Genomic DNA, 20,420 nt, shown 5'->3' with positions numbered 1-20,420 from the left:
AGGATATCTTCTCTGATTAATGTTTGACAGTTCATTCCAACTGCTGCTACGCCGCTTAGGGCTTGTTTTCCTGCTCTACACCTTGTTGCGTGCCGTCTTCTTTATTTTTAACTACGACCATTTCGCCGAAGCCTCTGTCGGGCAAGTGGCGCTGGCCTTTGTGCATGGTCTTCGTTTCGACGTGGCGTCACTTGTCATCATCAACTCGCTTTTCATCCTGCTTTCGCTCCTGCCGCATGGCAATTTGCAGCATCCGGTATACCAGCGTACGCTACAGTGGCTGTTTGTGCTGACCAATGCGCCATTTATAGCCTTGGCGCTGGCCGATGTGGAGTTCTTTAAATTTATAGGCAGACGATCGGGCAACGAGATACTCACTATTACAGGTGATGTGTTGGGGCAGCTAGGGCAACTGGCCGGCTACTACTGGTACATAGGACTTGGCTTTGTGGGGCTGTTAGTGGCTATAACCAAACTCTACCCTACAGCGAGTGCTACACCCTCCAACATACTAGTCGTGTGGCAGCGCTATTTGCGTCTGTTGCTAGTGGCGGCCTTTGTTGTGCTGGGTATAAGAGGCGGTACACAACTTAAGCCATTGCATCCGGCGCATGCCTTTGTGCAGGAACATACTTCGTTAGGCCATCTCTCACTCAACTCGCCTTTCACTTTTATTAAGAGCTTGGGAAAAAGTACGCTAGAAGAAAAGCACTTTTTTGCGTCGGATGAGGAACTGCTAGCTGCTTTACCGGTTCAGCCTGACAAGTATGCTATACCTGCAGGTGAGCCACTGCAGGAAAACGTGGTGCTGATCATTCTGGAAAGTTTCTCGGCTGAGTATGTGGGCGCCCTGAACAACGGTGAAGGTTATACCCCTTTCCTCGACTCGCTGGCCAGCGAGGGGCTCCTGTTTCGCAACAGCTTTGCCAATGGCCGAAAGTCTATAGAGGCGTTGCCCTCCATCCTGTCGGGTTTGCCCTCGCTCCTGCCAGATCCTTACATCATCTCTCCTTACCAGTCCAACACGATATTCAGCGCCGGATACTTACTGCGTGAGGCGGGCTACACCACGGCTTTCTTCCATGGCGCAGCCAATGGCACCATGGGATTTAACCAGTATACTGCCATGGCAGGTATAGAGCACTACTATGGACTAGACGAGTACCCTTCTAACTTACAAGTGCGGGACTTCGACGGCAGTTGGGGAATTTTTGACGAGCCATACCTGCAGTATACGGTGCAGGAAATGAGCAAACTTGCTCATCCCTTCTTCAGCACGGTCTTCACGCTCAGCTCTCACCAACCTTACTCCGTGCCAGCCCAGTATCAAGGCAAGTTCCCGAAAGGGGAACTGGAGATACACGAGTCTGTGGGCTACGCCGATCATGCGTTACGGGAGTTTTTTAAGACAGCTTCCAAGCAGCCTTGGTACGAGAACACTCTGTTCATTCTGGTAGCGGATCATACCCAAAAGAGCATCCGACCGGAGTACCAGCAGGAATTGGGCTTTTATAGGGTTCCGCTCCTCTTGTTTCATCCTGCCAAAAAGCTGGAGGCCGATGTGCAAAAGGTAACGCAGCATGCCGACATTCTGCCTACCATGGTCGACTACCTGCAACTGCCTGTTGATAAACTGCTGCCCTTCGGCCAGTCAGTACTGGATAGCACCGCTACCGGTCACGCTTTGCTCTATAATGGCGTTTCGTACTACCTCGTGCGGCAAGATGGGGTAACCGAAATGACGGCAACGGACGAGCTGCGCTTCCATACCTTTCCGGAACTGGCACCTGCCGAACAGATGAATGAAACACAGGAACAGCAGTTGAAGGCCTATGTACAGTACTTCAAAAACAAGATGGTAGCCAACGACCTGTATTTCTGGTTGCGAAAAAATTAAGCATGATGTACTCACCCAATAGGGGTATAATTGCAAGGGGTATGTGCTATACCGCTGCTCCAAAAGCCGGAATACCTTGCAGCGGTGTAAATTGTCGGGTTTCAAAATCTACTTCCCAGCAGTAGTGCTCCATTCCATTGGTGATAACCACATAGCGGGCCTGCAGCACTTGATTATAAACCGACACCTGTTTTACGACATCCTGCGTAATAGGCACATGCGCCGCCTTGCACTCCACTAACAGATAGGGCTTACCTGCCTGATCGTACACGCACATATCGGTACGTTTTTGCAACTTGTTGTAGGTGGTACCCCGTTCTATACTGATAAGGCTTTTAGGATACTGGTGGGTACCGATCAAAAAATGCGCGAAATGCTGCCTAACCCATTCTTCAGGCGTGAGCAGCACATATTTGCGACGAAGGGCGTCAAAAATCAGGACATTAGCGCCAGAATGCTTAATTTTGTAATCAAACCTTGGTAAGTTCAGCATTTCCATGACGCAATTTACCAATTTTACAGCCTCCGCCCCAGCAACCCCTGTTGTTAAGGCGGCTTTTTTATACCTATTTACTTATATTTAAAACATGAAGAGCAAAGAAGAGATTGTAAGCGACTGGTTGCCTCGGTACACCGGTGTGCCTTTAGATGAATTCGGCGAGTATATTCTGCTTACCAACTTTATCAACTATGTGCGTATGTTCGCTGACCGTTTCGGCGTAGAGATAAAAGGACTGGACAAACCGATGCAGACGGCCACGGCCAATAACATTACTATTATCAACTTCGGCATGGGCAGCGCCATGGCAGCCACTGTAATGGACCTGCTCTCTGCTGTAAAGCCAAAAGCGGCCCTTTTCCTAGGCAAATGTGGCGGCTTGAAGCGAAAGACTGCCATTGGTGACCTGATTTTGCCGATCGCGGCTATCCGCGGTGAGGGTACATCCGATGACTACCTGCCACCAGAAATTCCGGCCCTTCCTTCTTTCCGTCTGCAGCGTTCCGTTTCGTCCATGATCAAAAAGCACGAGATGGACTACTGGACTGGTACCGTGTATACCACCAACCGCCGCGTATGGGAGCATGACGAAGACTTTAAAGAATACCTGCGCCAGATTCGCGCTATCGGCATCGACATGGAAACTGCTACCATCTTTACAGTCGGTTTCATTAACGAGATTCCGCACGGCGCCCTGCTGCTCGTATCGGATAATCCAATGATTCCGGAAGGGGTGAAAACCTCGGAGAGCGATAAGCTGGTAACCACTAATTATGTAGAAAAACACCTCAGCATCGGTATAGACTCCCTGATCGAGTTGATCAACTCGGGTGAATCCGTGAAACACATGCGTTTCGAATAAGCACATACATGAAAAAAACACTACGCTCCTTTGCAGCCACCGCCCTACTGGGCCTCACCCTTCTGTGTAGCTGCAATACCAGTAACACCGGCGGCGAGTCGGTTGACCTGATCGTGTACAATGGCAACGTGTACACGGTGAATGAAAACTTCGATCAGGCGGAGGCCTTTGCCGTGAAAGATGGCAAGATCGTAGCCGTAGGTACTTCCGCCGACATCCGGGCCAAATATGCCGCCACCCAAGAACTCGACGCCGAGGGCAAAACCATCTACCCCGGCCTGATTGATGGGCACGCCCACTTCTACCGCTATGGTCTGGGCCTGCAGTCAGCTGACTTAAATGGTACTGCCTCTTTCAAAGAAGTAGTGCAGAAAGTAGTAGACCAGCAAAAGGCATACCCCGAAGCGGACTGGATCACGGGCCGTGGCTGGGATCAAAACGACTGGCCAGTGAAGGAATTTCCGACTAAGGACACGCTGGACGTACTCTTTCCGGACACTCCTATCATTCTTACCCGAATAGACGGCCATGCCGCTCTAGTAAACCAAAAAGCGCTGGATTTGGCGGGCATAACCCCTCAGACTAAAATGGTGGGTGGATTGGTTGAAGTGGAAGGCGGTAAAATGACCGGTATCCTGATTGATAATGCCATCGACTTAGTTAGCTCAAAAATACCGGAAGCTGACGAGCAGGAACAGCGCCAAGCTTTGCAAAACGCAGAGAAAAACTGCTTTGCCGTAGGCCTGACCTCTGTGGCTGATGCCGGACTGGACAAGTCTACCGTTGATCTGATGGACGCCATGCACAAAAGTGGCGAACTGCAGATGCGTGTATACGCGATGATGAACCCGGGTAAGGTAAATCAAGACCATTATTTTGCTAACGGCCCTTATAAGTCTGATCGCCTGAATGTGCGCTCTTTTAAAGTTTACTCTGACGGAGCTTTAGGCTCCCGTGGTGCGAACCTGATCAATCCTTATAGCGACCGCACGGCCCATTATGGTTTCCTGCTGGCTTCCGAGCAGGAGTTTCGCGATATCGCCAAACTGCTCAACCAGCACGGCTTCCAGATGAACACGCATGCTATTGGTGACTCAGCAAACCGTCTGTTGCTCGATATCTACGGAGAAGTGCTAGGCAGCAATAACGACAAGCGTTGGCGCATAGAGCACTCCCAGATCGTGAACCCTGCGGATATGGATAAGTTCGGCAACTATAGCGTGCTGCCATCTGTACAGCCGACGCATGCCACATCGGACATGTACTGGGCTGGCGACCGCCTAGGCAAGGAACGCATCGCCCACGCCTACCCTTTCAAGCAACTGTTGGACCAAAACGGCTACATGCCACTAGGCAGCGACTTTCCGGTAGAGGATATTAACCCGATATTTGGTTTCCATGCGGCGGTGGCTCGTCAGGATGGAGAGAACTGGCCGGAAGGTGGTTTCCAGATGGAGAACGCCCTGAGTCGCGAAGAAGCCATGCGCGGCATGACGATCTGGGCTGCTAAAGCCGCTTTCGAAGAAAACGAGAAAGGCAGCATAGAACCCGGCAAATTCGCCGACTTCATCATCGTGGACCGGGACCTGATGAAGGTTGCCAACGACCAGATGCGCGGCCTGCAAGTGCTCCGCACCTATGTGAACGGGGTGCAGGTATACAAGAAATAGACAGTGATCAGTTAATAATTGAAGTTTCAACACAAAAAACGGCAGCCCGATCAGGCTGCCGTTTTTTGTTAAACGCTTCCGCTATACCTAGTGCGCCACGGCTTCTGCCTCACCCTGAGGTTCTAGCGATTTTTTGCCTTTAATAAGCGACAGGAAGATCAGGCCGAGGGCGAAGAAAATGATCAACGCTAAAATGCTGTAGCGCATGGAGCCCGTCACCTGTGCAATGGCCCCATAGGCGAGTGTGCCGAGCATAATGGAAATCTTCTCTGTGATATCATAGAAACTGAAATAGGAAGCATGGTCCTTTGTGGTGGCCGGAATCAGTTTGGAGTAAGTGGAGCGTGAAAGCGATTGAACCCCTCCCATCACAGAACCAACTACGGCGGCCAGTATATAAAACTCAAATGCGGTAGTGATAAAATACGCTGCAATACAAATGCCAATCCAGATGATCACGGCAATGATCAATGCCCTGATGTTACCATACCTAGCGGAGAGCGCTGCGAAACCATAGGCACCGGCAATGGCCACCAGCTGAATAATCAGAATGGTGATGATGAGGTTATCACTCGGCAGCTGTAGGACTTCTATTCCAAAGAGCGTGGCAACATACATCACAGTCTGTACACCCATGTTAAAAAAGAAATAGGCCAGCAGGTAGCGCTTGAGCAAGTGAAGTCCCTTTACCTGATTCAGCACCTTTTTAAGCTCCTTCACCCCATTCAGGATCCAACTGCCCTGCGGGTTTTTCTGATAGACATTGGCAGGCAGGTGATAGAAGGTATACTGCGCAAAGCCAAACCACCAAAGCCCGGTGGTCAGGAAAGCAATGCGTGGTGCCAGGCTTGTGTTATCAACGGCGATGCCAAACCAGCCCGGCTGCAATATCATGGCTAAATTAAAGATGAGCAGAAGCACACTGCCAACATAGCCCATGGCAAAACCACGTGCGCTCAGACGGTCATACTGGTCTTCGGTTGCGATTTCGGGCAGATAGGAATTGTAGAACACGATACTGCCGGTAAACCCAATGGACGCCAGCATGAACAAAACAACCGAGATTGAGAAGGTCTCTCTGGTAAAGAAAAAGAGGCTGGCGCACGAAATGGAGCCCACGTAACAAAACAATTGCATGAATAGCTTCTTGCGCCCGCTGTAGTCTGCTATGGCCGTTAGGAAGGGGTTCATGATCACGATCAGCAGAAAAGAACCGGATACCGCGTACGAAAAGAGTACAGAGCTCTGAAGTTCTACCCTAAAAAAGTTAACCAGCGTAGATCCCGTTTCAGGGTGTTTGGATACCGCACTGTAATAGATTGGAAAAATAGTGGAGATGATAACGAGCGAATACACGGAATTTGCCCAATCATAGACGCACCAAGCTCTGGTAATAGTCGGATCGTTCTTTTGCATAGCTGAAATATAGGAAAATATTCGCTTAGCGCATACGCCCTGATGAGTTCACCTCGGCTTTGCTGAGAATCTGCAAAATTAGATCCCACAAATGCTCATAAGGCACAATCTCAATTTCTGCATAGGCATCACCAGGAGCCGGCGTGTCAATCAGCTTTTTGTAGAGCGCCTCTCCTTTGGTACGGCAAGCCACGGCATCGTAATCCTCGGTCACCGTGAGCACCAGTAGTTTCAAGAAAAGCTTACTTCTCAGACTGAAGGCATCTTTCAAGTGTGTCGAAACATATTTTTTGATACTATCGATGCGGTATAGCAAGGCTTCAGTTTCCCCGCGTTCTAACAAATAGATAAACTGTAGTGTGAGAATGGCCACATTAAAGCCCAGTTTATCTTTACTATATTCCGGCAAAGAGAGCAGATAGGGGTTATTGGCCTCCCCTTCCCGGATGGTCGCATTCGGATAAATCAATCTGAAGTAAGCGCGGTATAACAGCCATCGCTCTTTCGCAATAGTTGGAATTATGTGGAAAGCGGTATTATCAAAAATCTTTCGCTGTAAGGTGTTCCCTAACTCATACTGCTTGGCGTGCACCGCCAGCAGGAAATAATTCTCCATGTAAGCAAACCAGTTTCTGGTTGCGGGGTTGTAAAGTGACAGGTTTTTCTCGGCATATACTAGGCCATCATTAAAGAATTTCGCACGCAAATGTGCGTATACCATGATGTAATTATTGTAGCTTATTTCAAACCTATGTGCATTTATCTTATTTTCGCTAACTCGCCTTAAAGCATCAACCGTGATGTCTATTATTTCCTTAAAATTACCTTCTAGCTCATGGTACATAATGTATGTTCTATAGTAGGCGTAGTAAGCGCTGAATGTACCTGAGCCTTTCCAGAGTTCCTCAAGCTTCTTGATAATCTTTGGCAGAAGGGGCAAAAACTCTTTCCGTGATTTAGTGGACTTACGTAATTGAATTGTGGCGTGCTGAAAGAGTGAAACGGCCTCTCGTTCCTTCAAAAAGTGACTCATAGCGGTTTTAAGTTCCTCTTGAGCTGCCGTAAACTTTTTTGCATAACTCTGCTCAGAGTAACTCAGACTTAATAACTCCAGCGCAGATACTTTTAAGTCAATAAAATCAAACTCCTGCGCTATTGCCAAGGCTTTACTAGCCAAATTGGTTACCAGATCAAATTCATAGCGTACACGCACGATGTTAGCCTGATAAATTAAGCTGTTACACTGTATCTCCTTTTGCTGTACAAAATTTGTAGTCACTTTCTGAGGATTTACATAGCTAAGTTCGTTAAACAGCTTCTTTTTAACCCTGTGCTTCAGCATTTTATACCTCACATCATTCGGGTGTGTTTTATAAAGGTCTTTAGCCGCCTCCTCGTCTGTGGTATAAAGACCACCCTCTATACCCTGAATAAATTTCTTCTCTTTTATACTTTGCTTCTTTCCTTCTAAAAGGGCAGCATCTGATTGACTGCAAGTTGAAACAATGTCAATAAGCTTTCTAATTTCTTCCATGCGAGGTGAGAGATCCAGTAAAAATTCTATATATTAGAAACCCATTAGCCTTTTAAACGCAGTATTGAGCGCTGGCTACAGCTATTTTCCTATTATTTAAAGCTTCAATCGCTTAGGTTAAGTTACTTTTTGAGCTTAAACATATAGCTAAATATAAATATAATTGCTTAAACGCAAATAATTAGATTTATTATAATTTTAATTATATATTTATTAAATATAATCATAGTTACTTTTTAGCAAAAACTTTCTTTTATTTTATCCTTATCTGTGTCAATCTTTGTTTCAATAACAAACCGACTTAACCCTAAGAAACATGGCAACTATCATCATCACTATCGTTCTGAATTTATTGATCGGCTCCCCTGCTGAAGACACAAAGGAGCAGAACAAAGACGGCAAAAAGTCTAACAAAGAGAATACTATTAGAACAAATGGTGGTTCAGGGGCTTGGACGAACGTAGAGAAATAGGCATATTCCTTTTCTTGAGAATTGCCCCAATTTCCCTATCTTGCCTTTACTCCATTTCACTGCGAGCAATTAGACAACGATGCGGAAAATATTAGCATTCTCACTCAGTTTTTTAATCTTACTCCTCAGTTTCTGCAGTCAGCCTGAAAGGCAGCCTGATGAAGTTCGTGTGCGTCTAGTAATCGACCCGGCTAATCTTAACCCGGTTAGCTACAATAGCTTAGAAGCGCTCCAGATCATCAACCTGCTTTATAACAGCCTACTGACTGTGGATCTGGATGACAATACACTTAAGCCGGGTCTTGCCTCCTCTTTTCCGGAAGTGGAGCGCAACGACTCGCTTTCTTTTTTTAGATACAGCATCCGCCCAGAAGCCGAGTGGGCAGACGGCAGTCCCGTGACAGGGCATGACGTGGCATTTACCTTGAAACTACTCAAAGCACCGCATGTGCGCAATGAGCAGATAAAGCCTCAAGTCGAGTTCATCCGCGACGTCATCGTTAGCAAAGACAATCCCAAACATTTCACCCTCGTTTGCACCGGTTTCTCCCCCGAAATGGAGTTGCTCACAGGTGATTTCTTTATTCTACCGGAATACTTGCTCGATCCGGAGCGCGTACTGGTATCAGTTACTATTCCCTCGTTAATAAAGACTGACAGCACCCAATATAACACGACCCGTATCAAGACTTTGGCTGAGCGCTTCAATCGTCTCGGCTCTACTGAAAGCAAAGACCTGCTGCTGGGAAGCGGGGGCTATACCCTTAGCGACTGGGCATCGGGTCAGTACATCACGCTTCAGCGAAAAGAAAACTGGTGGGGCGGCACAACCGGCAGCGCGACCAGCTACCTCACAGCAAAACCGGAACGCATTAGCTTCCAAATCATACCAGATAACACTACGGCGCTGCTCGCCCTGCAGAACAGACAACTGGATGTACTCGACAACATCCCCGTTGCCGAGTTTGAGCAGCTCCGACAGAACGCGTCTTTCCAAGAGGAATATAACCTACACGCACCGCAGGGCTTTGACTTAGTGTACGCCGGCATTAACTCGCGCTCTCCTAAGTTAAGTGACAAGCGCACCAGACAGGCCATCGCACACCTGATGGACGCCGCCAGCCTGATCAAGGTAACGCAGCAATCTTATGCCAGCCCCACGGTTGGTCCGGTTCCTCCTAGTGTCAAATCATTCTATCACTCCGGCATCAATCCCTATACCTTTAACCCTGAAGAAGCCATCCGCCTTTTGAAATCCGCCGGCTGGATACAGGACAAGGATGGTTGGTACCGCAATGAAGGAGGGCAGCGCTTGAAATTGGACATCAACCTGCTTTACAGAGCCGGTAACACGGTTTACGAACAGACTGCCCTCATTTTTCAGCAGAATGCCGCTAAAGTCGGCATACCTGTCACCCTGCAGGCGCTGGAGGGCAATGTGTACAGCCAGAAATTAGACCAGCACGATTTCGATATGTTTTTGCGCGGTATTTCGGGCAACCCCTTTGTGTTTAATTACAAGCCGCTTTTCCATACTTCCTATGCCGGATTGGGAGGCTTTAACACGACCGGGTTTGGCACCCCTGAAAGTGACGCACTCCTAGATGAGATCAACACGTCGCAAGACCCGGAAGAAAAAGCTAGGTTGCTGAAGCGCCTGCAAGAAATTCTGCACGAGGAAGCCACTTTCCTTTCGCTTTATTTCCGGAAAGAGAAAATGGCCATACACAATCGTTTTACCAATACCAAGGTATCGGGTGTAAGACCTTACTATGACCTAAGCGCCTTTATGCTCAAGCCCTGATTTCCCGAATGGCTACTTCCCTGCTAAAACGCCTGTTGTTAGCCACACTTGTGCTTTGGAGCATCGCTACCGCTGTGTTTCTAATCAGTAAAGTGATGCCGGGCACCTATGGTAGCGAGCAGTTGAACCAAGCTGACCCCGGCTATTACAGCCGAGGCGATGCCACCGTTCTCGACCGCGCCTATCGCGAATTTCTACGGAGTACCAACCAAGACCTGCCCTTATTCTACTTCAGTGTCGCATCGGGTGCCACACCGGACACCCTACACCGAGTTTTCCCGATGCGCGACCGCCTGTTCTTGGAACGCTTGGCTTTAAGGTATGGCGATCCGCGGCAAGCCACCCTCTTTTTCAGAAATCTGAAAGGATTCGAAACGGCAATTGCTGAACAGCAGCGGACAATTCTTCAGCCATACCTGTATGCCATCTACCAACATACCCAGCCAGTCCAGTTGCAGCACGCTTTGCAGGCACTGGACACCCTGCCCCTAGCCCCCACATCAGACACACAAAAGCAACGAATGTTGGCGGACGGTTATACCTTGCTCAACACTTCAATAAAGCATCGCTATCTACAGCCAGCTTTTCAATGGCATGGCCTGTCTAATCAATATCATCTCTGGTTCAGTGGCATGGCAAAAGGGAACTGGGGAATCTCACTGCGTGATGGGCGACCGGTGGCTCAGGTGCTTTACGAGGCCATTGGCAACACGTGGTGGCTGCTGCTGGCCAGCATGGTCTTCGCCTCGCTCTTGGCTATGGAGCTGGCCTTGCTCATGATCCGGCGGGCTGGTCGGAAGTGGCGTCAAATTACTCTGCCATTCCTCTTTCTGCTGGATAGTATCCCTGTGTTTGTGCTGGCCATACTTTTGCTGGTGCTATTGGCCAGTCCGGCTTTCCTGCAGCTGTTTCCCGTGTATGGCATGGGCTACCACACGGCCAGCGAACCTAACCTGTTCGCGCGCATGAGCCAATGGCTGCAGTACATGGCCCTGCCTATGATCAGCCTTGTGCTAGTCAACCTGCCATACCTTACCAATCAGTTTTACCATGCCTTAAAGGCTGTTTCTGAGCAGGATTACATCCGGACGGCACGTGCGAAGGGACTCTCCGAAAGCGCTGTTATCCGCAGGCACATGTTGCGCAATGCGCTGCTGCCTGTTATCACGCTTCTATCAGATTTTCTTCCAGCCCTTGTGGCGGGTGCCGTTATCATCGAAACGATTTTCGCCATTCCGGGAGTCGGGCGGTTACTCATAGATTCGGTGTTGGCCCGTGACTACCCTGTTATCGTGGGCATCGTGGTGGTTATCGCCTTGTTTAAACTGCTCTCCCACCTGCTGGCGGATTTGTTGTACCATGTGGCTGATCCACGGCTAAGACAAGCTGCCAGATGAAGCACCTGATCATTCTTATAAAATCGGCTTGGCAGTCGGCGCCCGCCTTCAGACTGGCGCTCAGCTTTTTGCTCTTTCTTGGATTGGTAGCGATTATCCTGCCGTGGCTTCCGCTGCCTTTCCAACCCAACGAGTTAGACCTTGACGCTGTTTATACCCGCCCGTTTGACTGGACACGATTTCAAGAGGACAAGTCTTTTCATTGGCTTGGCACCGACGGACTGGGACGGGATCTGCTCTCGAACTTGGCTTACGGCACCCGCTCGGCATTCGCCATTAGTTTGCCGGTTATGCTGCTGGCGTCCCTATTAGGTCTGCTACTGGGTGCCGCCTCCGGCTTCTACGGTGACCGTCGGGCCAGCATCAGTCGCGGGCGGAAGTTAATGCTAGTTCCGGCACTGTTCTTTTTTCTGTTCTATGCCCTTTATGTGCCCCTGCAGCTTACCTCCCTTCAGGTAGCTTCCACCGATTATTGGCTCGCTGCCCTGCTGGCTTTGGCAGTGCCTGCTCTATTGGTGGTAGGTATAGGCGCGCTTCTTAAACGCATACCCTATCTCAAGGCAAAATCCAGTTTGCCCTTAGACGGGCTCGTACTGAGGTTAATTGAAATTGAAACCAGTATACCCCGACTTGTTCTGATCTTGGCACTAGCGGCTTTGTTTCCTCCTACCTTGATGGCGCTATCGATACTACTGGTGCTCACTTTCTGGACGGGCCCAGCCAGACTGGCACGGGCCGAAATGCTGCGCATACGCACGCTTCCTTTTTTTGAGGCAGCTACCAGTCTCGGGGTGCCCGAATCCCGCCTGATGGTAAAGCATGCCCTTCCTCATCTGCTTCCTCCTGTAGCCGTGGCTTTCTCTTTCGGACTGGCGGGACTTCTGATGCTCGAGTCCACCCTCTCTTTCCTAAACATCGGGGTATCGTCGGAACTGGTTAGCTGGGGGCGTATTATTGCGGGCATCCGTGCCAACACTTCTGCTTGGTGGCTGGTGGTTATACCTGGGGCCACGCTTTCGGCAACTGTGCTCGCATTGCAAACTTGCAGTTATTATCTACTTCGCGCATCACAACATAGGGTATCCTGACGTTACCTTTTTACTTAAAAATTACCTCAAATAAAGACCGGCACCACGAGCAAAGGCCTCTTTTTCTCAATTTTGGGTCTATAAAACCTTTTTTCAGGACTCCTATCTATTTAAACTATAACTTAATCAGTTGTTACCTTTTCAAAAGAACATTCCTCTTTTATACTCAGGTTAATCTGTATCATTGTCCTATACAAACCCCATAACCCTACCACGCACATGAAATACTATGGAAGCAAAGCAGTTAAATCCGGCTTAGAAAGCGGCGTCTGCGCAGTATTATCGGCTATTCAACCCGCCAAAGCTTATACGCAGGTAGAAGCAGCAATAGATTTTTCGACTATAGATGGTGAGGTAATTGATTCATCTGTAGGATCCGATGCCGTAAAAAAGGGTAACGGACTTTTTATAGGAGGTTACTTTGTGGGTATACTGGACAGTTTCTCCGGTATAGGGAACACGCCTTTTCTGCGGTACTAAGTACGGCGACAAACCTGAAAGGCAGGTTAACCTTAAAAATAGAATAGATTAGAATAGAATAGAAGTTTAGTAATTAACAGTGTTGGTTGTTTGTGTTTAGATTAGGCATTTGCCCTGCAGGAAGACTGCAGGGCATTTGTTGTTTTATGGCCTAATGGGGCTTATACCCATCTTTTGCGCTCACTGAAGTGGTTGCAACCGAACATGGCGCCCGTGATCATCTCGAACTGTCGCGGTTTTTTGTCCTCCTGTCCTTCATGCACAAGCGGTAATACATAAGCAGGCTCTAGGGCGTGCTGGCCTGTCAGTTCGTCGCACACACCAAAATCTTTACTCTGTAGTTGTACTTTCTGTTGGTCCTGCTCCCAGTGATTGCAGTTATTGCATGTAGCTTCCATATCGTTTCGGTTTAGTTCAAACATTAGTTAATATTCTTTTTACTTGCTGTGCCTATTCGCAGGTTTCGTTAATCTGTTGTTATAGAGTAATTTAGAATCAGGATAAACAAGCCGTCCCACAATCTGATAACGTGCTATCGCCACTGCAGTCTTATGATACCTTTATCATCCAATTGCAACATAGTACCGTACTGCCGGCTTTCTTCGTCCAGTTTGTTTGTCAGCCACCTACTGTCTGCGGCACTGGCGTAGTTTAACCTAAAATTCCGGATCTGCATAGGCACCAGCTTGGCAGAGAGCAGCTTACCCGTGGCGGCATCTATAACTGGAAAATATAGGAGCGTCAAATCACCCCTATACGCCTCGTGCCCGCTTATACCTTCATAGTCGTTGATGAAATCGCCAGCTCCGTACAGGATGAGCTTTCCTTTATATACCTCTATGGCGCGGGGGTGGTGTGAGGAGTGGCCGTGAATCAGGTCTACCCCGGAACTGTCTATAAGCCAGTGAGCGAAACTGCGCTGCGTATCAGGTATAGCATGGCCCCAATTGCTGCCCCAGTGCACCGAAAAAACCACAATATCGCCGGGCTGCTTCAGCGCTTTCACCTGCTTACTGATATTTCTTACAGTGCTCATGCTCAAATCAGGTAACAGATTAACACCGGATTGCCGAGCGGTAGCCGCCCAGTCATGGGGCACTCCGCCTGTTTCTGAGCCATAGGCCAGTACAATCACCCGCCCCTGTCTCACCTTTAGCACAGCTGGCTTAGCGGCCTCCTGCAGGTCGCGTCCAGCTCCTACATAATGGATACCGGCTTTCTGAAGGGTACGCAAGGTTTCCAATAACCCCTCCCGTTGCCAGTCTAAGGTATGGTTATTGGCAAGCGACACAAGGTTAATTCCCGCCGCCCTCAGTACAGCAACATTAGCAGGATGCATCCGGTATTGCACCGGTTTATCTAGCCATGGCTCCGGATGTGTGGTAATGCTGGTCTCCAGATTGATGATTTTAAGATCAGGTGAAAATGCGCGCCATACCGCCAGCGCGTCTCCCCAGCTATAGGCATAAGAAATGGGCTGCCTTATAGGGCCATTCTTACGCTCGGCCAGTCGTACATAGTCCCGGGCATCTTTCACATAAGACTCGTAGATAACAGAGCTGACGGACTGGGACATAGCCTGATCGATCCCGCGTCCGGTCATAACGTCACCGCACAAAAATAGCGTTACACCCCGCGAATCGTTAGTTGCATCGGGGTCTCCGGAGTTCTTTAATTGTGACGGATCCGTGTTCAATAAGTTGGTTAAATTATTGCTATTCCCAAGACCTTTCCTACTAAGGTATACTTAGCTAAACGGACAGAAGGTACATCGGTGTGATACTGGCCATGCCGCCGGTAGCAGTACTACAGGTTTGTATAAGAGAATTGTAGATTAAGGATTATCTGCAGAAGGGCATACCTGAAAATAGCTAGTCTCATGGTCTAAACAGGTATAGACGAAACTCTTGTACGGCTTCCTAAGCTAGGAAAGGTTGCAAAAAACGTTATTTAAAGCGAAATTGGCGGAAAAGGCAACACTGCATGAAGATCAAGCTCATCGCCATTGGCAAGACCGACGAAGCGTTTTTAGAGGAGGGTATAGCCAAATACCTTAAAAGACTCAAACACTACCACGCCTTCGAGTTCATCATCATTCCAGACATCAAACAGGGCGGGAAGTTTACGGCGGATAACCTAAAGGAGGCTGAAGGCAAGCTCTTGTTGCAAAAAATTCAAGACGGCGACCACGTGATCCTGCTCGATGAGAAGGGCAAGACTTTTACCTCCACCGAGTATGCCCACTTCCTGCAAAAAAAGCTGAACTCTGTTACCACCAATCTGGTCTTCATCATTGGAGGCGCGTTTGGTTTCTCCCCTGCCCTTTACGAGCGGGCTAACGACAAGATATCACTCTCCAAAATGACGTTCTCGCACCAGATGATCCGGCTGTTTTTTGTGGAGCAGCTCTATCGGGGCTTCACCATCCTGCGGGGCGAGAAATACCACCACGATTGATGCGGCAGCTAGGAAGCGTCGCTGACAAATGCATAGAACAAAAGCTCTTCGTCATCGTCTGGAAGTTTCACTGTTTTGCTAAACTTCAAGCCTAACTTTTCCAACAGCTTTTGGGAGGCAATATTCTTTTTGGAGGTAATGGCTCCTAGCCGCCTTATACCGAATTCCTCCAAGCCAGCCCGTTTGATTTCATGGGCAGCTTCGTAAGCGTATCCATTGCGCTCATACTCCGGAAGGTATGCGAAACCAATATCTATACCTTCTAACCCCTCCCGGTCATACAGTCCACATACGCCTACTTTTACTTGGTCTACTTTCCGGATGACCGTATAGTTCGCGTAACCGAGTCTTTCTAGCTGTGGCCGAATTCTACTGTTGATGTATGCTTTTGCGTCTTCCAGTGTTCTCACATTTCGATCACCGATATACCTGAGCCATTTCGGCGTGTTCAGCAAGTCCAGAAATAAGGCAGCGTCTTCCTCAGTTGTGGGCTTTAGCAGTAGCCTCTCTGTTTCGAATGATCTGTAATGACTCACGGTTTTTATCTTGATTTTTGACGGATGGGCAAAGGTGCAGAGGCGGATTAAAGAGCCAAGCGCCAGTTAACGGATCGTTCTTCTTTTCCGTCAAAAGGTGGGCGTCCATTTTGATCAGTCTTGGTGCGTTAAAACAACTATATCTTTAAGTTTTGTAATTTAATCATTTAGCGAATTAATGCCTTGTTCTTTAAGTCGTTCAAGATGTTCCTTCATCGTATTAACTTGCTCTGTTGGGTGTCCTTGCCAGATCGTAACTTCTCCTACCACTTTAAAAGGATGAGTTGAACGATATGATTTTGTTGGATTACCTGGGAATTTTTTATCTGTCAAGTCAGGGTCATCTTCAATTGCCCCAGTTGGCTCTACTAAATAAATTCTTTCTTTCCCTTCACCAGAGGCAAGTTCAGCACCCCAAATAGCAGCGTCTAATGTCGCAGTCAGGAATATGAATTTTGTGTTTTTCTTTTGCCCATAGTTCGAGTTATATCCAACTTCAATTAGGTCACCAACTTTTAAGTCAGCCTTTGTACCGTGAAAATAAGTTTGCGCGAAAGGTGAAGCACCTTGTCCACTTGATTTATGCTCGTTTTTTTGTTCCATAGTCAAAGGTTTGCTCAATGATGGATTCGTCTAGTTAGCTTGTCAACGGACTTGGCCATAAGGCGGCGTAGCTGGCTTATGGGTGTGGTTAGTGGATGTTGTTCTTAAATTCCCCAGCTTTCATACTTGATGAATTTGAACTGCTTTTTCTTCTGGTCAAAAGAATATGCAGCTCTACCACCACCAGAATTTAAAAGCCTTATTTCTCCTTTCTCTTTTTTAGCACCTAAAGGCAAGATTGAAACATAAAACTGGCCGTTGTGAAAGCTTAGAGGGAAAAGGTAATGGTAAATGATTCCTTCTTTTCTATTTAAAATTTCGTTAAGCTCACCTTCGTTTTCGTTGACTATTTTTATAAACGTGTTCCCTACCTTCGCCATTAGGCTGTCGGTAAGAACTTCGGGTTGATTGCTCAAGTAAAGTGTATCAAACTTTACAGCATTCTTATCAAGATGCTTGATGTACTGAATCAGAGCGTCATTGTAGATACTACTCTGTCCGCTCACTTCTGTTGAAGTAATGCCCTGACCTACTGCGAGGAATGGTATCAGAAGAAGTAAGGTCAGAAGCTTGTACATTCTTTCTTTTTTATACTTAAATATACCCACTAACAATCATTGGAAGGAGACGTCCTGTCGGTATAGTAGGGATTGATGTCTTCTTCGGGTAGTTATCCGTGCTTGTTTTTCCTTTTTTGTAATGTCTGTGTGGAATTTCTTTTTTTACAAAGGGAAAAACAAGCTGCTCGTTGGGTTATTTTCTCCTTTTAAAATTCCTTCTGTTGGCGCTTTAGCCTCATGGGAATGCTGTTGATACGGGTATCGGCAACGTTTCCGAAGGCGTCAGGCTCGGGCTGGCCTAAAATCGAAAGAAAGACTAATCTGTCATTGGCCTCTCTATTGCCAGCAAGCACCTGAAAAAGAGCCACCTGTGCCGAAGCTAGCCCCTTGACTTTGTCATTTCCCAACGCTAACTTCGCCCCGCCAAAGTCTTGCCTGGACGCCCCCGTCCGAAAGCTCATGGCTTTCTCCCGGCACCGCCGAAGCAAGACTTCTCGGCCCAAATTCCATTTATGCCTTTGGCTCTTTTTCAATTGATTGCCGTCTTTAGTGGCCTTTGATGCCGCCCAGCCCCAAAAGCCTGAAAACCGCGCCAATATCAAATTTGAAAATAATCCCAATGACGGATTTAACTACTGTGTAAACGTCACCATGACGTTTATCCGCCATATATGCGGAGCTGGTTTTGTCGGAATGAGCTCATTTTTTTGAGCTTCTCGGGAGTATGAGCAACTCTTTGCATATAGTTAAGCTAATATAGTTCATTCTCACAAATTGTCAAGTATTAGCTTGTCATATAAGCACCACCACTTCTGCTACGACTCAAGCTACTTATTTCTGCCCGACGAGAAGGTGATCATCGTCAACTAGCAGCACTACATGGGGAAGAATAAGGTATAGATAGACCGGATAAAGCATAGCGCTAAAACAAAAAGGGCCTGTCGGTATTACACCAACAGGCCCTTTTCGGGTTATGCAGCAGAGAGCAAGGGATTCGAACCCTTGATACCCTTTTGGGGTATACACACTTTCCAGGCGTGCTCCTTCGACCACTCGGACAGCTCTCTTTTTGTGAGTGCAAATATACGCCAATATCTTTTACTAACGCAAATTTCTGCCCCCGGCGCCCCAAATATATTTAGATAACTACTTCGTAATCTCGCCCCGCAGGTTACTTGCCAGCAGCTCACGCGTTTGTGTCGCAGGCAGGTCTAGCCCTAACACAAACATGAGTTTGGTGATAGCTGCCTCTGTCGTAATATCATCACCACCGATCACGCCCATATTGAGCAGAAATTTGCTTGTTTCATAGCGCCCTTGATCCACCCTGCCCTCGTCACACTGCGACACGTTCAGGATGTAGATTCCCCTCGATATAGCGTTTTCGAGCATCTCCAGCAACCAGCCGGCTGTGGGTGCATTGCCAGCGCCAAAGGTTTCAATCACCAATCCTTTGAGATCCGGTGCCTCCAGTATACTGCGCATCACCTGCGGCGTTATACCCGGAAAAAGCTTCAGTATCGCCACGTTGTTGTCCAACTGTTGGTGCACATGCAGCGGCTTCTCGGGATGGTTCAAAATAGCGCTTTCATAGAAGTCTATGCTGATGCCGGCTTTGGCTAGCAGCGGGTAGTTCTCTGACTTAAAGGCATTGAAGTGCCTGCTTTCCACTTTTTTGGCTCTGTTGCCGCGTATGAGCAGGTTATGAAAATAAATGCATACCTCTGGCACCACGCTTTTACCGTTGACCTTGGTGGCCGCTATCTGCAGAGCCGAAATAAGGTTGGCGCGGGCATCGGTTCGCGTTCTGCCGATAGGCACTTGGGCACCCGTAAAGATCACGGGCTTCTCAAGGTTCTCCAACAAGTAGCTTAGCGCCGAGGCACTGTAGGCCATCGTATCGGTACCGTGCAACACCACAAAGCCATCGTAGTCGGCATAGTTGTCGCGTATCAGGTTGGCCAGCATCAGCCAGTCGCCCAGCGATACGTTCGACGAGTCAATGGCCGGTTCTATGCTGAGCACCGTGAGCATGTATTTAAAATTGCTCAACTCCGGCACCTTCTCCAGTATCTGCGTGAAATTGAAAGGTATCAGGTGATGCCTTTCATCATACACCATACCCACCGTCCCGCCGGTGTAAATGATGAGAATGGAGGCTTCCGGATGCGCGGGAGCGGCGGTGTCGATGTTTATTTTAACTACAGCCATAGACTTATAGGGCAAACAGATTATAGGCGTTGCGAGTAGTCGCTTCCGCCACTTCCTCTACAGGTTTATTCATTAACTCGGCCACACGACGGGCTACCAGCGGCAGGTATACCGGCTCATTGCGCTTGCCCCGGTGCGGCACAGGCGCTAGGTACGGACAGTCGGTTTCGAGCACCAAGTCCTCCAACGCCACATGCGGCAGCACTTTGTCCAGACCGCCGTTCTTAAACGTGGCCACCCCGCCTATACCCATCAGAAAGCCCAGTTTTTTCACTTTCTCAGCCTGCTCCACCGTACCCGAAAAGCAATGGAATATACCTTTCAGACTGCCATCCTGCGCGGCCGCCACTATCTCGTAGGTCTCCTCAAAAGAGTCGCGGGTATGGAGCACGATGGGCAGTTGATGTTTCTTAGCCAGTTCCACCTGTACCTTCAAGGCTTCTTGCTGCTGTGGCAGAAAGGTCTTATCCCAGTACAGATCGATGCCACACTCCCCCACTGCCGCAAATTTGCGCTTGCCCAGCCATTCCTCCACGAGGTATAACTCCTTCTCGAAGTCTTTGTCCACAGAAGTCGGATGCAGGCCCATCATCGCAATACACTGCTCCGGGTGCTTCACTTCTGTCTCTAGCATCACATCGATAGAGGTGTGGTCAATGTTGGGCATGTAGATTTTCTCTACTCCCTCGCCCTTGGCGCGGGCTAGGGCCTCGTCGCGGTCCTGCTTAAACTGCTCTGTGTATATGTGTGCGTGCGAATCAACTAAAATCATGAGTGTCGGTTTCAATCTGTTTATCTCCCCGCAAATGTCCAAACTATTGGCTAAGGGTGCAAGGAGAAGAAGTTAGAAGGTTTGAAAGGTCTACGAGCTAAGAGGGCGGGTTGCTTTACTGGTTGATTGTTGATTGTTTTGTACATGATTCGGATAGGTCGC

The 20,420-nt window shown here is 48.3% G+C and carries 20 protein-coding genes and 1 tRNA gene; 9 read left to right on the top strand and 12 right to left on the bottom strand.

What is annotated here, in order from left to right; translation table 11 throughout:
• Positions 1-19: 19 nt before the first annotated feature.
• The gene (locus Q1A04_RS16695) at positions 20-1,897 is read left to right on the top strand and encodes an LTA synthase family protein (protein ID WP_299708270.1); all 1,878 of its coding nucleotides are present in this window, start codon (positions 20-22) and stop codon (positions 1,895-1,897) included.
• Between the two features lie 46 nt (positions 1,898-1,943).
• On the opposite strand, the gene Q1A04_RS16690 is transcribed toward Q1A04_RS16695, so the two are convergent.
• On the bottom strand, positions 1,944-2,396 hold the full coding sequence (locus tag Q1A04_RS16690) for a type I restriction enzyme HsdR N-terminal domain-containing protein (protein ID WP_299708268.1): 453 nt from the start codon (positions 2,394-2,396) through the stop codon (positions 1,944-1,946).
• Between the two features lie 88 nt (positions 2,397-2,484).
• Here Q1A04_RS16690 and Q1A04_RS16685 point away from each other — a divergent pair, with 88 nt between their 5' ends.
• Positions 2,485-3,258 (top strand): AMP nucleosidase, encoded by a 774-nt coding sequence (locus Q1A04_RS16685; protein WP_299708266.1) that lies wholly within the window; start codon positions 2,485-2,487, stop codon positions 3,256-3,258.
• Between the two features lie 8 nt (positions 3,259-3,266).
• The gene (locus Q1A04_RS16680; protein ID WP_299708264.1) at positions 3,267-4,928 is read left to right on the top strand and encodes an amidohydrolase; all 1,662 of its coding nucleotides are present in this window, start codon (positions 3,267-3,269) and stop codon (positions 4,926-4,928) included.
• 87 nt (positions 4,929-5,015) lie between these two features.
• Here Q1A04_RS16680 and Q1A04_RS16675 read toward each other — a convergent pair whose 3' ends face one another.
• On the bottom strand, positions 5,016-6,344 hold the full coding sequence (locus tag Q1A04_RS16675) for an MFS transporter (RefSeq protein ID WP_299708262.1): 1,329 nt from the start codon (positions 6,342-6,344) through the stop codon (positions 5,016-5,018).
• A gap of 25 nt (positions 6,345-6,369) precedes the next feature.
• Complete coding sequence (locus Q1A04_RS16670; RefSeq protein ID WP_299708260.1) at positions 6,370-7,878, bottom strand: hypothetical protein; 1,509 nt, start codon at positions 7,876-7,878, stop codon at positions 6,370-6,372.
• A 316-nt stretch (positions 7,879-8,194) separates the two neighbouring features.
• Here Q1A04_RS16670 and Q1A04_RS16665 point away from each other — a divergent pair, with 316 nt between their 5' ends.
• The 5 genes from Q1A04_RS16665 to Q1A04_RS16645 all read left to right on the top strand — a co-directional run bounded on the left by Q1A04_RS16665 (position 8,195) and on the right by Q1A04_RS16645 (position 13,119).
• Positions 8,195-8,350, top strand: a complete 156-nt coding sequence (locus Q1A04_RS16665; protein ID WP_299708258.1) for a hypothetical protein — start codon at positions 8,195-8,197, stop codon at positions 8,348-8,350.
• Between the two features lie 79 nt (positions 8,351-8,429).
• Complete coding sequence (locus tag Q1A04_RS16660; protein WP_299708256.1) at positions 8,430-10,154, top strand: ABC transporter substrate-binding protein; 1,725 nt, start codon at positions 8,430-8,432, stop codon at positions 10,152-10,154.
• Between the two features lie 8 nt (positions 10,155-10,162).
• Positions 10,163-11,551, top strand: coding sequence for an ABC transporter permease (locus Q1A04_RS16655; RefSeq protein ID WP_299708254.1), 1,389 nt, complete (start codon positions 10,163-10,165; stop codon positions 11,549-11,551).
• Entirely contained in the window at positions 11,548-12,639 is a 1,092-nt protein-coding gene (locus Q1A04_RS16650; RefSeq protein ID WP_299708252.1) for an ABC transporter permease, read from the top strand. The genes Q1A04_RS16655 and Q1A04_RS16650 overlap by 4 nt, the downstream gene beginning before the upstream one ends.
• Before the next feature lie 219 nt (positions 12,640-12,858).
• Positions 12,859-13,119, top strand: coding sequence for a hypothetical protein (locus Q1A04_RS16645; protein ID WP_299708250.1), 261 nt, complete (start codon positions 12,859-12,861; stop codon positions 13,117-13,119).
• Between the two features lie 161 nt (positions 13,120-13,280).
• On the opposite strand, the gene Q1A04_RS16640 is transcribed toward Q1A04_RS16645, so the two are convergent.
• Positions 13,281-13,517 (bottom strand): hypothetical protein, encoded by a 237-nt coding sequence (locus tag Q1A04_RS16640; protein WP_299708248.1) that lies wholly within the window; start codon positions 13,515-13,517, stop codon positions 13,281-13,283.
• A 134-nt stretch (positions 13,518-13,651) separates the two neighbouring features.
• Complete coding sequence (locus Q1A04_RS16635; protein WP_299708246.1) at positions 13,652-14,815, bottom strand: CapA family protein; 1,164 nt, start codon at positions 14,813-14,815, stop codon at positions 13,652-13,654.
• A gap of 287 nt (positions 14,816-15,102) precedes the next feature.
• On the opposite strand from Q1A04_RS16635, the gene rlmH reads away from it, so the two are divergent.
• Positions 15,103-15,576 carry a 23S rRNA (pseudouridine(1915)-N(3))-methyltransferase RlmH gene (gene rlmH / locus Q1A04_RS16630; RefSeq protein WP_299708244.1) on the top strand — a complete coding sequence of 158 codons (474 nt, stop codon included), beginning with the start codon at positions 15,103-15,105 and terminating at the stop codon, positions 15,574-15,576.
• Positions 15,577-15,584: 8 nt separating this feature from the next.
• Here the strand turns inward: rlmH and Q1A04_RS16625 are convergent, their stop codons facing one another.
• The 7 genes from Q1A04_RS16625 to Q1A04_RS16595 form a co-directional block, all read right to left on the bottom strand.
• Positions 15,585-16,112 carry a GNAT family N-acetyltransferase gene (locus Q1A04_RS16625; RefSeq protein ID WP_299708242.1) on the bottom strand — a complete coding sequence of 176 codons (528 nt, stop codon included), beginning with the start codon at positions 16,110-16,112 and terminating at the stop codon, positions 15,585-15,587.
• A gap of 159 nt (positions 16,113-16,271) precedes the next feature.
• Positions 16,272-16,715: an NAD(+)--rifampin ADP-ribosyltransferase gene (gene arr, locus Q1A04_RS16620; protein WP_299708240.1), complete on the bottom strand. Its 444-nt coding sequence runs from the start codon at positions 16,713-16,715 to the stop codon at positions 16,272-16,274.
• A gap of 104 nt (positions 16,716-16,819) precedes the next feature.
• Positions 16,820-17,293 carry a hypothetical protein gene (locus tag Q1A04_RS16615; RefSeq protein ID WP_299708238.1) on the bottom strand — a complete coding sequence of 158 codons (474 nt, stop codon included), beginning with the start codon at positions 17,291-17,293 and terminating at the stop codon, positions 16,820-16,822.
• A 188-nt stretch (positions 17,294-17,481) separates the two neighbouring features.
• The gene (locus Q1A04_RS16610; RefSeq protein ID WP_299708236.1) at positions 17,482-17,895 is read right to left on the bottom strand and encodes a hypothetical protein; all 414 of its coding nucleotides are present in this window, start codon (positions 17,893-17,895) and stop codon (positions 17,482-17,484) included.
• Positions 17,896-18,254: 359 nt separating this feature from the next.
• Positions 18,255-18,342, bottom strand: a tRNA-Ser gene (locus Q1A04_RS16605).
• Between the two features lie 79 nt (positions 18,343-18,421).
• Positions 18,422-19,486, bottom strand: a complete 1,065-nt coding sequence (locus Q1A04_RS16600) for an asparaginase (RefSeq protein ID WP_299708235.1) — start codon at positions 19,484-19,486, stop codon at positions 18,422-18,424.
• A gap of 4 nt (positions 19,487-19,490) precedes the next feature.
• Positions 19,491-20,258, bottom strand: a complete 768-nt coding sequence (locus tag Q1A04_RS16595) for a TatD family hydrolase (RefSeq protein WP_299708234.1) — start codon at positions 20,256-20,258, stop codon at positions 19,491-19,493.
• Between the last annotated feature and the right edge of the window lie 162 nt (positions 20,259-20,420).

The organism is uncultured Pontibacter sp., from assembly GCF_947499215.1.
Classification (GTDB): Bacteria; Bacteroidota; Bacteroidia; order Cytophagales; family Hymenobacteraceae; genus Pontibacter.
Note: the sequence above shows the minus strand (reverse complement) of the source record. Positions and strands in the feature narration are given on the sequence as shown.

Excerpts from the sequence above, each read along its gene's own strand:
- Q1A04_RS16665 (WP_299708258.1), top strand. The coding sequence starts at position 8,195 with ATGGCAACTATCATCATCACTATCGTTCTGAATTTATTGATCGGCTCC.
- arr (WP_299708240.1), bottom strand. The coding sequence starts at position 16,715 with ATGGAACAAAAAAACGAGCATAAATCAAGTGGACAAGGTGCTTCACCT.
- Q1A04_RS16645 (WP_299708250.1), top strand. The coding sequence starts at position 12,859 with ATGAAATACTATGGAAGCAAAGCAGTTAAATCCGGCTTAGAAAGCGGC.
- Q1A04_RS16650 (WP_299708252.1), top strand. The coding sequence starts at position 11,548 with ATGAAGCACCTGATCATTCTTATAAAATCGGCTTGGCAGTCGGCGCCC.
- Q1A04_RS16670 (WP_299708260.1), bottom strand. The coding sequence starts at position 7,878 with ATGGAAGAAATTAGAAAGCTTATTGACATTGTTTCAACTTGCAGTCAA.
- Q1A04_RS16660 (WP_299708256.1), top strand. The coding sequence starts at position 8,430 with ATGCGGAAAATATTAGCATTCTCACTCAGTTTTTTAATCTTACTCCTC.
- Q1A04_RS16615 (WP_299708238.1), bottom strand. The coding sequence starts at position 17,293 with ATGTACAAGCTTCTGACCTTACTTCTTCTGATACCATTCCTCGCAGTA.
- Q1A04_RS16600 (WP_299708235.1), bottom strand. The coding sequence starts at position 19,486 with ATGGCTGTAGTTAAAATAAACATCGACACCGCCGCTCCCGCGCATCCG.
- Q1A04_RS16680 (WP_299708264.1), top strand. The coding sequence starts at position 3,267 with ATGAAAAAAACACTACGCTCCTTTGCAGCCACCGCCCTACTGGGCCTC.
- Q1A04_RS16655 (WP_299708254.1), top strand. The coding sequence starts at position 10,163 with ATGGCTACTTCCCTGCTAAAACGCCTGTTGTTAGCCACACTTGTGCTT.
- Q1A04_RS16675 (WP_299708262.1), bottom strand. The coding sequence starts at position 6,344 with ATGCAAAAGAACGATCCGACTATTACCAGAGCTTGGTGCGTCTATGAT.
- Q1A04_RS16695 (WP_299708270.1), top strand. The coding sequence starts at position 20 with ATGTTTGACAGTTCATTCCAACTGCTGCTACGCCGCTTAGGGCTTGTT.
- rlmH (WP_299708244.1), top strand. The coding sequence starts at position 15,103 with ATGAAGATCAAGCTCATCGCCATTGGCAAGACCGACGAAGCGTTTTTA.
- Q1A04_RS16640 (WP_299708248.1), bottom strand. The coding sequence starts at position 13,517 with ATGGAAGCTACATGCAATAACTGCAATCACTGGGAGCAGGACCAACAG.
- Q1A04_RS16595 (WP_299708234.1), bottom strand. The coding sequence starts at position 20,258 with ATGATTTTAGTTGATTCGCACGCACACATATACACAGAGCAGTTTAAG.
- Q1A04_RS16685 (WP_299708266.1), top strand. The coding sequence starts at position 2,485 with ATGAAGAGCAAAGAAGAGATTGTAAGCGACTGGTTGCCTCGGTACACC.
- Q1A04_RS16690 (WP_299708268.1), bottom strand. The coding sequence starts at position 2,396 with ATGGAAATGCTGAACTTACCAAGGTTTGATTACAAAATTAAGCATTCT.